11 protein-coding genes and 2 pseudogenes are annotated in these 12864 nt (G+C 68.8%); 8 read left to right on the forward strand and 5 right to left on the reverse strand.

Annotated elements, in window-relative coordinates:
• Nucleotides 1-703 precede the first annotated feature (703 nt).
• Genes O3W51_RS39085 through O3W51_RS39095 form a run of 3 tightly spaced genes read right to left on the reverse strand, consistent with a single transcriptional unit; the run spans nt 704 to nt 3327 of the window.
• Nucleotides 704-1201 (reverse strand): hypothetical protein, encoded by a 498-nt coding sequence (locus O3W51_RS39085; protein ID WP_198358548.1) that lies wholly within the window; start codon nt 1199-1201, stop codon nt 704-706.
• 12 nt (nt 1202-1213) lie between these two features.
• The gene (locus tag O3W51_RS39090) at nt 1214-1702 is read right to left on the reverse strand and encodes a hypothetical protein (RefSeq protein WP_198358547.1); all 489 of its coding nucleotides are present in this window, start codon (nt 1700-1702) and stop codon (nt 1214-1216) included.
• A complete protein-coding gene (locus O3W51_RS39095; RefSeq protein ID WP_198358546.1) occupies nt 1627-3327 on the reverse strand; it encodes an integrase in 1701 nt (566 codons plus the stop codon). Before O3W51_RS39095 ends, O3W51_RS39090 begins: the two co-directional genes overlap by 76 nt.
• A gap of 428 nt (nt 3328-3755) precedes the next feature.
• Between O3W51_RS39095 and O3W51_RS39100 the strand changes: the two are divergent.
• Nucleotides 3756-4827: pseudogene (locus O3W51_RS39100) on the forward strand (IS1380 family transposase); the annotation flags it as partial.
• A 340-nt stretch (nt 4828-5167) separates the two neighbouring features.
• Here O3W51_RS39100 and O3W51_RS39105 read toward each other — a convergent pair.
• Both O3W51_RS39105 and O3W51_RS39110 read right to left on the reverse strand, forming a co-directional pair.
• The gene (locus tag O3W51_RS39105; protein ID WP_269288645.1) at nt 5168-6994 is read right to left on the reverse strand and encodes a serine/threonine-protein kinase; all 1827 of its coding nucleotides are present in this window, start codon (nt 6992-6994) and stop codon (nt 5168-5170) included.
• Nucleotides 6995-6999: 5 nt separating this feature from the next.
• Nucleotides 7000-8148 carry a GlxA family transcriptional regulator gene (locus tag O3W51_RS39110; protein WP_198358544.1) on the reverse strand — a complete coding sequence of 383 codons (1149 nt, stop codon included), beginning with the start codon at nt 8146-8148 and terminating at the stop codon, nt 7000-7002.
• A gap of 120 nt (nt 8149-8268) precedes the next feature.
• Here O3W51_RS39110 and O3W51_RS39115 point away from each other — a divergent pair, with 120 nt between their 5' ends.
• From O3W51_RS39115 to O3W51_RS39140, 7 genes and pseudogenes are all read left to right on the forward strand, one after another.
• Nucleotides 8269-8805 carry a carbonic anhydrase gene (locus tag O3W51_RS39115; protein WP_198358543.1) on the forward strand — a complete coding sequence of 179 codons (537 nt, stop codon included), beginning with the start codon at nt 8269-8271 and terminating at the stop codon, nt 8803-8805.
• Nucleotides 8806-8883: 78 nt separating this feature from the next.
• The gene (locus O3W51_RS39120) at nt 8884-9018 is read left to right on the forward strand and encodes a hypothetical protein (protein WP_269288646.1); all 135 of its coding nucleotides are present in this window, start codon (nt 8884-8886) and stop codon (nt 9016-9018) included.
• 81 nt (nt 9019-9099) lie between these two features.
• Nucleotides 9100-9228 (forward strand): annotated as a pseudogene (locus O3W51_RS48605) (AraC family transcriptional regulator); the annotation flags it as partial.
• A gap of 110 nt (nt 9229-9338) precedes the next feature.
• Nucleotides 9339-9932, forward strand: coding sequence for an HD domain-containing protein (locus O3W51_RS39125; RefSeq protein WP_198358542.1), 594 nt, complete (start codon nt 9339-9341; stop codon nt 9930-9932).
• Between the two features lie 198 nt (nt 9933-10130).
• The gene (locus tag O3W51_RS39130; RefSeq protein WP_198358541.1) at nt 10131-10646 is read left to right on the forward strand and encodes a hypothetical protein; all 516 of its coding nucleotides are present in this window, start codon (nt 10131-10133) and stop codon (nt 10644-10646) included.
• Nucleotides 10647-10969: 323 nt separating this feature from the next.
• Nucleotides 10970-11950 (forward strand): aldo/keto reductase, encoded by a 981-nt coding sequence (locus O3W51_RS39135; RefSeq protein ID WP_198358540.1) that lies wholly within the window; start codon nt 10970-10972, stop codon nt 11948-11950.
• A 464-nt stretch (nt 11951-12414) separates the two neighbouring features.
• Entirely contained in the window at nt 12415-12852 is a 438-nt protein-coding gene (locus O3W51_RS39140) for a cupin domain-containing protein (RefSeq protein WP_138353974.1), read from the forward strand.
• Nucleotides 12853-12864 lie beyond the last annotated feature (12 nt).

Below are 12864 nucleotides of genomic sequence, written 5' to 3' on the forward strand. Positions count from 1 at the left end.
GTCCTGCACTGGTCACACTGGCGCCGCCGCCGACAATTCCAAGCCCGCATCAGCCACTACAAACGACGCGGCCACACACCACCAGAAACTGCCCACACATCAGAACAAAGACCGTTGCAGTACTAGGACCCACTGCCATTGGACGTCCTGCTGGTGCAGGCTGGCGTGTAGCTCCAGCAGGTACGGGATACGGTCTGGGCGTAGCTGGGTCGGGGTTATGACGGCGACTTCGGCGTGGTCAGAGACGGTCACAGCGGCGACTTCCATGTTGGGTCGGGGGGCGTCAATAGGTCGGTGGATCCCCGGTTTCGGGGGCCGGGGCCGGGCGGTAGGTGCCTGTGGCGGTTTCGAGAGTGCCAACGAAACCGGACACGAGGCGGATTGCGTGAGGGCGTTTGGTATCGAGCGGTCCGGATGATCCTTTCTCCGGCTCGCCCAGAAAGATTGTCCAGGAATGCGGCTGTGGATAAATTTCGTCGCCGTTCCGCGCGTTCGCGGGTCAGTCGCGGACCGGCTTTGTCGGCTATGCAGGGGTGGAGATCCGTCATGCCGGGGCGGTAGATCGCGCAGTGCGGGGTAGTCGGTGGTTGGATGTCGGCATCCCGGAGGACGACACCGTGATCGCGGTGGATGTTCCGCACTGCGGATCTCGCCGTGTGTGAGAGGGTTCGCTCCGGACTGCTCGGCAAGTTCCAGGGGCTGTTCAACTGCACGATCCGTGCGGCGCCGAGCGGTCTGCGGTGGCGGGCAGGACCCGGACGGTGGCGCCGTCGGTGATTTGCTGGCGGAGGCGTTCGATCTCCGCATGCTGGGCGGCCAGCCGGGAGATCGCCAGCTGTTTGAAGCCGGTGAGCTTCTCCAGGCGCGCGTCGCGGTCGGCGAGGCGCTTCTTCAGTTCCGCTCGCTCGGCCTTCAGCCGCTCGATCTGTGCCTCGCGCGGGTCGACGATCTTCCCGGCCTGCTGGAGTTCGCGCACCCGGCGCTCGAACTCTTCGGCCAGGTGCTGGTAGGCGCCCGGTCTGGGGGTGCCGTCGCGGTTCTTCTTCGAGTAGAAGCCGGTGCGGGTCACTCCAGCAACGGCGGCGAGGGTCTTGAGATCGGTCTTGCCGCCCGGCGGCAGGTTCCCGCTCAAGATCCGCTCTATCGCGGCCCGGATCGCTGCCTCGTTGCGGGACTTGTCCTTCTCGGTGAGCCGAGCCATCACATTCCTCTCTCACGTCGCCCCAGAGGCGGCGTCGATCTCGGCGACCACGCGCTGGGCACGGTCGCGTTCGGGCAGGAGCCGTTCCTTCTCGCCCTTGGCCACCCGAGGACTCTCGACGAAGGTGTCGATCACGGCGATCTGTCCGAGCCACACGGGCCGGTGGCTTTGATGGTGGGTGGCCTGCGGGCAACGGGCCGAGTCACACATCCCCACCAGCGGCTTCTTGGCGTTCGGGGTGTCCGCGAGTTTGAGGCACAGCGCCTTGGACGGGTCGCGGAACCAGCAGAAGTTCGCCGCTCCGACGTGAAGTACCTTCGACAGCTTGCGCAGAAGGCTCTCCAGGTGCCGGTCGTCGTCCAAGACCTTCGGATCGTGACGGGCGGCCTCGTTGAGCTGCGCATCCACATGCTGGAGTGCCTCGATCAATCCGCGGGCGCCGGGACCGGCGGGGTGGCGGCCCGCCTTGAGGTCGCGGAACGCTTCCACGGTGAGCTCCATGTGCTTCTCTTCCTCGGCCTCCTCGACCTCGGTGAGGAACAGTCGCTGGGATCCGCCGGGCGCGCGGCATACCCCTCTGTTGTGGCGACGGAGATGTGCTTCAGCGCGATCTTCGCGGCCAGCAGCCCGCCGGGCCGCGCGGCGATCGACAGTGCGAGCTTCCGGCGCAGCATCCGGGCGTTGATGGGGCCGGCCGGGATGACCGGCAGACCCCAGCGCTCCCGGTTCCCGGTCTCCTCCAGCCACTTCCGCATGCGGGTGAGGCCGAACGACAGGGCGACGGTGTTGAACAGTGCGGCGCCGGGCGGCGCCCCCACCAGGTGCTCGGCCAGGGCAACGGCACGATGCACGTCCTCGATCACGACCCAGTCGTCGGGCACCCCGCCCAGTTTCTGGCCCTTGATCAAACGGCCGGCGAGCCGGTAGCGGGTGCCGCCCGACTTCGTCACCGTCTGGCGCCGGCAGCCGACGTTGAGTTCGACCAGTTCGCTGTTGCGCATGCCGCTGAGCGCGCTGGTCACCACCAGACATGCCACAAGGGTGTTGGCGACCATCGATTGGAGCCCCGCGTCGGACAGCGGGGCTGTCCACGGCACCGATGCGCCGTCCTCTTCACGGGCGACCGTCGGCGCGGTGCGCGCCCAGTAGTTCTCGAAGCCTACGTCCTCGGCGAGCACGAGGAGCTCGGGCGTGATCTTCTCGCGCAGGAACAGGTCGGCGATGGTGCTGGTGCCGACCTGGTGCGCGAGGCGATACCACGCAAGGTCTTTGAGGGGCGCGAGGTCACCGGTGCTGATACGCCGGGCCCGCCCTTTGCCATCGGCCAGCGGCAGCGGCACGCGATCGACATGCATCTGCGCGAACAGGCGCTTCAAGTCGGGGACGTGGGCCAGCGTGCCACGCGGGAAGCCCTTCGTCCTCGCGGCGTCGGCGCGGGCCTGCTCAACAAGATCGGCGAGGTGCGGACCGACCGTGTTGACCAGGTAGAGGCAGGTGGCCAGCGCGGGCTGGAGGAGGTGGTCGGGCACCGGCGGGGTGCGGTTGCCCCGCAGCCACGTGCCACCGACAACCTTGATGGTGCTCCGGCCGTCCCACGGGACAAAGCCCGCCCGGTAGCTGTCCGTGGACAACAGGTCCCCGTACAGCGTGATCAGTTGGACGACGCGCACGCTCTCGGCCAGCGTCTCGGGTTCCACCTGGACCGGAGGCGCACCCGGCTTGGGGACATACCACTGATCCTCGGAGGTGAACCGGTCGCAGTGCTCCTGCATGACCTCCTCCAGGGAGGTGACCCCGTTCGCGGTCAGCCAGTTGAACCACGCGGTGAACTTCCTCAGGAAGCGGTTGCAGGTGCGGGGACTGCGGTACTTGCGCAGCGCGAGAGCGCACTCCAGCACGCTGTCGTGCTGCGGGGCGAGCAGCGCGATCAGGATCTCCTTGGCGACCACACGCCATTTCGGGTTCATGATCTGGGAGAAGTCCCAGGTCAGCTCGTGCTGCTTGATGGAACGGGGCTTGTCGGCCAGGCCCCACATGTCCCACAGGTCTTCCTCGAACCGCGAGCGTGCGGAGCCGGGCAACAGCGCCAGTCCGGTGGCCTCGTGGACGTAGCAGTCGCGGGGCAACGTGCTCGGCGCACTGGCAGTTGGTGCTGGTCCCGACCTGCGGTGGGAGCACACCCTCGGCAAGATTGACGCGACCGTGCTGCTGGAGTTCGTCTGCTCCCGGCTGGCCGGACTGCCCGTCGGGGCCGGCGCCCTGTCCCTGGCCGCGGATGGCCTCGGCGCCCGATTGCCCGTCTGGAGGCAGTCGAGCCGTGCACGGTGTCGATGTCTTCTTGCAGCTCGGCGGTGATCGTGACGGTGACCTCGTGGTCGTGCAGGGGGCGTGGGCGGCCTGGCCGGCGAAGTGCGCTTCCTCGCTGTCTATGCGGGCCAGGATCATCGTGTGGTCGTTGAACGGCCGGAAGGTGTGCGCGCTCAGCGTCACGCGGCGGTCTCGGCTATGACTGAGCTGCACCCCGAACACAATGACGGCTCCAGCGCTACGAGTTCTTGCCGGGGCCGGGCCGAAAGCCCTCACGGCGATCCGCTCGGCGCGAGCCGAAGTGAGGAAGCGGGTCTGGGAGTTGGCCGCAGCTGCCAACCCGGCCGCCGACGGCCACGTGATCGTGAACATCGACGGCGTACTGGTACTTGCGCACTCCGAGAAACAGGACGCCACCGCAACCTGGAAGACGAGCTTCGGGCATCATCCGTTCGTCGCGTTCGTCGACCGCGGCCTATCCGGTTCCGGGGAGCTGGTGGCCGCCCTGCTGCGGCCCGGCAACGCCGGCTCCAACACTGCCGCCGACCACATCACCACCACCCAGCTCGCGCTGGCCCAACTGCCCAAAGCCCTGCGGCAAGGACGGCAGACACTGATCCGCACCGACTCCGCCGACGGCACCCATGCCTTCCTTGACTGGCTCTCCCGCCGGGGCCGATGGCTCTCGTATTCCGTCGGAATGACCATCACCGACACCATCCACCACGCCGTCCTGAGCATCCCGAAACGGGCCTGGACGCCGGCCTACGACTCCGACGGCATCGAACCGCCCCGGCGCCTGGATCGCGGAGATCACCGACATGCCCGACCTCTCCTCCTGGCCCAAGGGCATGCGGCTGATCGTCCGCAAGAAACGACCCCACCCCGGCACCCAACTCCGCTTCACCGACATCGACGGCAGCCGCCTCACCTGCTTCGCGACCAACACCCAAGGCGGCCAGCTCGCCGACCTCGAACTCCACCACCGCCGCCGGGCCCGATGCGAGGACCGCATCCGCAACGCCCGCGACACCGGCCTACGCAACCTCCTCCTGCACCAGACCGCGCAGAACCAGATCTGGCTGGAGATCATCTCCCTCGCACTCGACCTCCTCGCATGGATGCCGATGCTCGCCCTGACCAGCCAAACCCGCAGCTGGGAGCCCAAGAAACTCCGCCTGTGCCTGTTCTCCGCTGCCGCCCGACTCGTTACCACCGGCCGCCGCCGCCGCTGGCTTCGCTTCACCGCCCGATGGCCCTGGACCGACATCATCACCCGAGCGATCGACCAGCTGCAAAGCCTGCCGAACCCCGGCTGACCAGCCACTTCGACCACCCCAACAACCCGCAGTACCGCCCCCGGAAAGTGGAACCCGGCGCACACCCGACGCGACAACCGGGCCCTCAACCTGGCCCGGCCCCGGAAAGACCGCACCACATAACCGCAGAGTCCCCGTCAACAAACTGACGAGGACTCATGAACGATCGAGGGTAGCGCGTGGCCCATTGAAGGGAAAGGCCAGAGCGCTTCTGACCGCTCTTGAAACCGTCCTCGCGCTGGCGCGGGTGCGTCCGATGAGGCAGCCCGCGCCTCACGAGGTGGCTCGCGGAGTGTCACCGGACCGGCTTCGCGCCTGGCCAAGAGCCATCAGAAACGGCTTAGCCCTGCTTGGTGAGTTCGCCGCTCACTCCTGGTGCGGTCGCCTGCAGGCTGCCGCTGGTGTTCAGTCTGAAGGTCACCTGTACCGGCCGAGCGTCGCAGAGGGTATTGGTACTGACCGACGACTCAGTCGCCGTAATCGATCTGGTCGACGCGGAGACCAGGACGTCTGCTCCGGCGCACTGGAAGCCGAGGCTGTCGAAGGTGCTGCTGGAATGGCCGATCGTTTCGCCTGTGTTGCCTTGTGTGAGCTCGATGCGGTACGTCATGGTCACTCCGGACTGCGTAGCGCTCAGCGTCCCCTGCCAGGTCCCGACAAGAGCGGCCGGGATGCCGGCGGCCGGTTGCGAGGTCTGCGGCGCGGGTTGGCCCGGCGGCTTGCCGGAGGATTTCGAGGCGCCGGACGACTGGCCCGGTGCCGCGCCCGGCACCTGCGAGTTCCCATCCCCGGCGCCCGGCCAGCTACCCGACAGCCACAGCGTCAGAGCGACGGAGGCTGCCACTGACAGCGCGGCGATACCTGCGATCATCGCACCGCTCCGGCTTCGGCGGGGAGATGTCCCTTGCGGCCAAGGCTTCGGATGGGGGCCGGCCTGGGCATACAGCGGCGTACTCGGACCAGCCTGCTGGGCCGGTGGCCACACCTGCGGTGGCGTCTGCGGCTGAGGTGGTGTCGGCAGTGTCGGTGGCGTTTGCGGCTGAGAGGGCGCCCCCACCTGGACTTTCGGCTGAGGCTGCGTCAACAGCTGAGGCCCCGTCAACGTCCACCCGGTGGGCAGCACACTGCTTGCCGACAACGGTCCGGACTCCGCTCCTGCCGCCGCGCCGACGCCGTTTACGCTCAGGCCCGTATCGAGATCCAGCAGCTCGACGGCCAACCGCGCCAACGAGCCGGATATCGCAGCCGGCAGCCATCCGTCCTGGCCCAGTCGCAGGGTGCCGGACCCGCCGCTCTCAAGGCGCTCCCGCAACTGCGCCGGCGTCGGCCGGTCGCCGGGGCCCTTGGCCAAGCAGTCCAGGACGAGGTCGCGCAAATCTCCGTCGAGACCGCCCAGCTCTGGTTCCTCGTGCAGCACGCGGTACAGCAGCACGGCCGCACTCAGGCCCTCCCCGAACGGAGAGATGCCGGTAGCCGCGAAGGCCAGGACCGCGCCCAGCGAGAAGACGTCGCTGGGCGGCCCGGCCGGCCGGCCCTGTGCCTGCTCGGGCGACATGAAACCCGGCGAGCCGACCACGAAGCCGGTCCGGGTGAGCGTGGTGGCGGCATCCAGTGCCCGGGTGATACCGAAGTCGATCAGACGCGGCCCGTCCAGGGCCAGTATCACATTTGACGGCTTGAGATCCCGGTGCACCAGCCCCAGCCCGTGCACCGCCGCCAGAGCTTCGACAAGCCCGGCGCCGAGCGTGCGGACGGACCGGGCCGGCAGCGGCCCGAACTCCCGTACCGCCTCGCCGAGTGCGGGCCCGGCAACGTAGCCGGTGGCCACCCAGGGGCGCTCACTCTCGGTGTCGGCATCCAGCACGGGGGCCGTCCACTGACCGCCCACCAGCCGGGCTGCCGCGACCTCCTGACGGAATCGGGCCCGGAACTCGGCGTCGGCGGCGAAGTCGCTGTGCACCACCTTGACGGCGACCGTCCGGCCCCCGGCCGTCCGCCCGAGATACACCCGCCCCATGCCACCCGCGCCGAGCCGACGCAGCAACCTGTAGTCACCGATTCTCTCAGGATCATCCGCCGCCAATGGCCCCATACCCAGCACGCTCCCCTCGTCCGTCCCCCCGACAGCGCAAGACCGTACCTGTAACACCGGGCGTTTGACGATCAATTGGATCAGCCAACTCCGCGGAGGGGATGAGGTGTCGGGCTGCTTTGGACGGCTTGGGTGGTGGCCGGCTGCCGCTCTTGGCGTGCCGAGCGACGGCCCTCCGGCGTCGCCGGGCGGGTCGCTGTGACGTCACCTTCAGAACCGCGACAGCTTGCTCGTACACGACCCGGGCCTCTCCGGAACTGGCCGCGATACTCGGCCGGGCTCATACCGGTGTGCGACGTGAACAGGCGCCGAAACGTGCCCTGGTCGAGATAGCCGACCCTCGACATGACGTCCGAAAGGCGCAGGTCGGAGGTTTCGAGGAGGGCCTTCGCCGTGCCGATGCGTACGCACTGGAGATGGCTGAGCGGGCTCTCGCCGGTCTCGGCCCGGAAGCGTCGCAGCATCGTCCTGGTGCTCACGTGGAAGGCCGCCGCCAGCTCGGACAGGCTGTAGGGCTGCGAGGTCCGGGCCTCGAGCCACCGCTTCACGTCGCCGGAGAACTGCCGACCGGGTGCCGCCGAGATTGCCTCGTCCACGTAGGGCGCCTGGCTGGTGCGGCCGTCGGGTACGAGGGTGACGCGGGCGGCCACCCGGGCGATCTCGTCCCCCATCGAACGGCTGATCACCGTCATAGCGAGGTCGAAGGCGGTGCTGAACGCCCCAGTGGTGGTGATCCCCGCGTCCTCGACGATGAGGGCCTTCGCGTCCACCGTCGCTCGCGGGTAGCGGGCGGCCAGGGCCCGGGCGAACAGCCAGGCGGTCGTCACCCGGCGTCCGTCGAGCAGCCCGGCCTCCCCGAGGAGGAACGCCCCGAGGCAGATCGACGCGATCGGCACCCCACTGCCGGCGACCTGCCCGATCACACCGACCTCTCTGTCGAGGGTGCGCAGTCGGGCGTCCAAGTCCTGATTCGGTATCAGCTCGAAGCCCGGCACGACGAGAAGGTCGAGCGAGGCGGGCACGGCGACCGTACCGAGGGAGACACCGCCCGAGGCGGTCACCTGGCGGCGGGCGGCCACGATCGCGACCTCGAACCTGGGAGCCAGGTCGCCGTGGAGGTGCACGGCGACCTGGTTCGCCACGGTCAGCAGGTCGGCGAATCCGAACGCCTCCGAGGCGAAGCACCCGTCGAAAGCCAGGACTCCCACTCGGTACGGTGTGTGATTCATGTGGCGAGAATACCCCCACAAGAGGGCGATCCCGCCCCTCGGCAGGAGCGTGGTCACGGAGGGACGATCTTCCTCGAAGGACGGCAACGTTCGCCGACCCATCACCGAGGAGCACATCCCATGACCGTCACCGGCGAACTGTTGAAGCGGAACCAGGCGCACGCCGAGCACCACCCCGGGCGCGCCTCGTCCTTGGTGCCGTCGCTCCAGACGGTTCTGGTCACCTGCTGTGATCACCGGGTCGACCCCGCCCACGTGCTGGGGCTGCGACTCGACGAGGCCGTGGTGATCCGCAACGAGGGCGGCCGGGTCACACCGGACGTGGTGCGGACGCTCACGACTCTCGCGACCGTGGCCCTCGTCGAGAACCTGGACCTGGACGTCGAGATAGTCGTGATGCACCACACCGACTGCGGTACCTCACGCCTCGCCCGGCCGGAGCACGCCGCCCTCGCCGCTCAGATCTTCGGCGTCAGCGAGGACGAGCTCGACGCCAAACACCTCGCGGATCCGACCGCCGCGGTGAGGGCAGACCTTCAGGTCCTTCGCCACACACCGCTCATCCCCGCCGACCTGCGGTTGACCGGCCTCGTCTACGACGTGGCGACCGGCACGGTCAACCGGGTGGGGGAATCGGCAGAGCCCGCGGCCGACTGAGCCGACACCACGCCGACGCACTGTCATAACCCGATAGAGCAGAACTCGAACCGTCAACCCCCGACGAAGGGCACCACCATGCGCAAGCTCGCCGCCGCCGTCACTGCCATCGCCGCACTCGCCGCGCTCACCGTCCTCACGGCCACCACCGCCGACGCCGACGCCATCAACATGAACGGCGCCCCCGCCCCGGTCGACGCCATCGCCGCATGAAGGACACGGTGGCTCCCGCATCGTCGATTCGAGTGCTGGTGGCGGCGCCGAACAGCTGCAGCTGAGTATGCGTCACTTCTCGTGCCTCTCCGCCAGCGCACGAGCAGCACGCCCGCTGCGTACATCGAAGCCGTCCGGTTGGAGGCCGCGCGCCGCCTGCCGGAGGACACCGAGCAGAGCCTGCCCGAGGTCGCGGACGTCAGCGGACTCGGCTCGGTGGCAACGCCGCACCGGGCCTTCCGCCGACGGCTCGTCACCACCCCTCGCCGAGTGCCGCCGCCGCTTCCGCCACCGCGGCCAACGAAGAGAGAGCCCCACTCGTGCCACTGTCCCCGTTCCCTGACTCACTGCTCGCCCGTGCAGCCGACCAGTTGCTGCACACCGCCTGCCCACCCACCCTGGTGGCCCACTGCTACCGCACCTACCGCTTCGGTGCCGCCCTCCTCGACGGGCGGCAGCGCGCCTTCGACGCGGAAGCCCTGTTCATCGCCGCCGCCCTGCATGACCTGGCTCTGGTCGAGGCGTACGACGACCCCGTTACTCCGTTCGAGTTGCACGGATCTTGGCTGGCCGCAAAGGAGTTGACCACCCGCGGCGCGCGGCCCGAGCTGGTCGAGCTGGTCCGGGACGCGATCGCCCTGCACCTGGAGATCAGCACGGCCGACGACCCCCGGCCCGAGGTAGCCGCGGTCCACCTGGGCGCCGTGGCGGACGTCGTCGGCCTACGCCTGGACCAGCTGCCGCCCGCGTTGGTCGCCGAGGTGCTCGAACGCCACCCCCGGCAGGGGTTCTCCGCCTACGTGAGCGAGGCAATGACCCGGCAGGCGACGGCTAAACCCGACTCGACGATCGCCGCCCTGTTCCAGCACGCGCGCTTCCTCGACCTGGTCGCCGCGGCCCCGTTCGACGCCTGACCGCCACGGCTACGGGGCACGCTCGCCCATGGCTCCACATCAGCTCATCGCGGCAGAACGTCACATCTCTCGCTGCGAAAGCTAGTTGACCGAACAAGGGGCAAAGGGCGAAATGCTCGGAGTACGCCCTCTCAGAACTGGCAGTCTCCGGTGGGATGATCGCCGCAGCCCGACAAGGGTCACTTAAGGATCTGGCTTATGAACCGTATATCCCTTCGCTCCGCCGTTCCTGCGGTCGGAGCCTTGTCCATCCTCGTCGTCGCGGGCTGCGGCAGCTCGTCCTCGGCCACGAGGGGGAGCGCGACGGCTTCGGACACCACATCGGGCAGCGCCACAGCAAAGAGCACAGCGCCGAACGGCGCCGCCTCCGGCGGCGGCAGTGGCACTCTCACCGTGACCGGCTCGGGCGGTGCCACCTATCACTTCGACAAGGTCGACTGCGCCGGGCGCAAGGACCCGGCCGGGGACCTGCTCACGACGGCGACCTCCAGCACGGCCTCCGACGTCACCGCCCTCATCTCTCACGCCGGGGGGAAGACGTCGGTACTCATGACCATCGGCAGCGCCAACCCGACCATATGGGCGGATGTCTCCGGCGCCGGTGTAGCCACCTACGCCCGGACCGCCGACACCGACACCCTCGCCAAGCTCCCCGTCGAGCGCACCGGGGCCTCCTCACCGACACGGCCACTGGCACCCTCACGGGCACTTTGACCTGTGCGAGCACCGCCGCGCTGGTCTAACCGCCACTGATCGCGGCGGAGCGCCACCTCCGCTTCCGGCCGCGTGTCACAGCCTGCGCTGCCCCGTACGTCGCCAGGGTCAGCGTCGCCGCCCCGCCCACAGTGCCGAGGGCAATGCGGTGGGCCGAGGCGCCCGGCCGTTCGGCGGTCGGGACACGCTCATTGCGATGGTCCGCATGTACGCCTCGACGGCGGCCAGCATTTCACCCCGCAGGATCTCGCAGGCATCGCACTGGTCATCGGCGCGATCGCGATCCACCAGCAACAAGACCAGACACATCAAAGGGAGACAGCGTGAAGTACACCCGGCTCGGCACCTCAGGCCTGAAGGTGTCACGGATTGGCCTGGGCATGATGAGTTACGGCGACCCGGCCGATGAGAAATGGATGCTCCGCGAGGACGCTGCCGAGCCCATCGTCCGGCGTGCGGTCGAGGCCGGCGTGACGTTCTTCGACACCGCCGACATGTACTCGCTGGGCCGGAGCGAGGAGATCACCGGACGGCTGCTCACCGAACTCTTCCCGCACCGCGACGACTACGTGCTCGCCACGAAGGTCTACTTCCCGATGGGGCCGGGTCCCAACGACGGTGGTCTGTCCCGCAAGCACATCATGGCGAGCATCGACGCCTCGCTGCGGCGGTTGAAGACCGACCATGTGGACCTCTACCAGATCCACCGCTGGGACTACGAGACCCCGATCGAGGAGACCATGGAAGCGTTGTACGACGTTGTGCGGTCCGGGAAGGCTCGCTACATCGGCGCGTCCAGCATGTTCGCCCATCAGTTCGCCAAGGCCCAATACACCGCACGGGCGGCGGGCTGGACCAGGTTCGCGTCCATGCAGAACCACTACAACCTGGTGTACCGGGAGGAGGAACGGGAGATGATCCCGCTCTGCCTCGACGAAGGAGCTGGAGCCATCCCCTGGAGCCCACTGGCGCGCGGGCTGCTCGCGGGTTCGCGTAGGCGGGGCGGTGAACAGCGCACCGTTCGCGCCGGGAACGACGCCCTGGCCGAAAAGTTCTACACGGAGGCCGACTTCGACGTGGTCGACGCGGTCGCGGCCGTCGCCGACGAGCGGGGGCTGCCGATGGCACAGATCGCGCTGGCATGGCTGTTGAGCAAGCCCGTGGTCAGCGCGCCCATCGTGGGAGCCACCAAGACGGCCCACCTGGACGACGCGGTCGCGGCGGTGGACGTGGCGCTCACCGATGAGGAGATCGCCCGGATGGAGCGGCCCTACCAGCCACACCCGGTACGTGGCCACAGCTGACGTCGACGCCGGGTGACCCTGGGCCGGGCGGGTGTCGTTGGTTCCCTCGGCACCGACGCTCCGTGATCGTTCCTCGCCTGCTGCCGGGCTCGGCGGCAAACGCTGCGGTGCGGCCCAGCCAGCACTGGATCAGCACGCCAAGATCCCGGTGCTGGTTCCGTGCTGACTGCGACGGCCCGGATCAAGGAAACCCGCAGGTCCTAGCTTTCTTCGGATGAGTGGTCGTACCACTCGATGGTGGTGCCGATCAGGCTCGCGGCGACGATGCGGCGGAGCGAGCCGGGGGTGGGTGGCGCGGGGGCCTGGGCAGTCATGGTTTCCACTTCCGGGCGGGGACGGATTATCCGGGTGCTGCCACACCGTAGAAACAGCTGGTCCGTTGACCCATGTGGTGGGACACCACAGGCCCGCCGCCCCCTGTGCGCGCCGGCCCCATGCCGCGTCAAGTGCGAGAGGCTGGGTCCATGACGGACATCTCTGAACTGGTCGCGCTGCTCGGTCTGGAACCCCATGTCGAGGGCGGGTGGTACCGGGAGACCTGGAAGGCCCCCGGCGAGGCGGTCCCCGCCGGGTATCCGGGGCCGCGGGCGTTCGCGACCGGCATCTACTTCCTGCTGCACCCGGGCGAGGTCTCGAAGTGGCACCGGGTGCGCTCCGACGAGCTGTGGCTGTGGCACCGCGGAGGCCCGCTGCGGATGCGGCTGGGCGGCGACGGCGAGCGCCCGGACGAGGCCGGGGCCGTCGAGGCGGTGCTCGGGAGCGGGGTCGAGAACGGGGAGCAGCCGCAGTTCCTGGTGCCCGGCGGGTTCTGGCAGTCCGCCGAGCCCGCGGGCGACGAGCCGGTTCTCGTGACGTGCGTCGTCGCCCCCGGGTTCGACTTCGAGGACTTCACGCTGGAGTGACCGGGGTGAGGT

The organism is Streptomyces sp. H39-C1 (genome assembly GCF_027158125.1).
Taxonomy (GTDB): Bacteria; Actinomycetota; Actinomycetes; order Streptomycetales; family Streptomycetaceae; genus Actinacidiphila; species Actinacidiphila fildesensis.

Excerpts from the sequence above, each read along its gene's own strand:
- O3W51_RS39085 (WP_198358548.1), bottom strand. The coding sequence starts at position 1,201 with ATGGCTCGGCTCACCGAGAAGGACAAGTCCCGCAACGAGGCAGCGATC.
- O3W51_RS39110 (WP_198358544.1), bottom strand. The coding sequence starts at position 8,148 with ATGAATCACACACCGTACCGAGTGGGAGTCCTGGCTTTCGACGGGTGC.
- O3W51_RS39090 (WP_198358547.1), bottom strand. The coding sequence starts at position 1,702 with ATGGAGCTCACCGTGGAAGCGTTCCGCGACCTCAAGGCGGGCCGCCAC.
- O3W51_RS39140 (WP_138353974.1), top strand. The coding sequence starts at position 12,415 with ATGACGGACATCTCTGAACTGGTCGCGCTGCTCGGTCTGGAACCCCAT.
- O3W51_RS39120 (WP_269288646.1), top strand. The coding sequence starts at position 8,884 with ATGCGCAAGCTCGCCGCCGCCGTCACTGCCATCGCCGCACTCGCCGCG.
- O3W51_RS39115 (WP_198358543.1), top strand. The coding sequence starts at position 8,269 with ATGACCGTCACCGGCGAACTGTTGAAGCGGAACCAGGCGCACGCCGAG.
- O3W51_RS39130 (WP_198358541.1), top strand. The coding sequence starts at position 10,131 with ATGAACCGTATATCCCTTCGCTCCGCCGTTCCTGCGGTCGGAGCCTTG.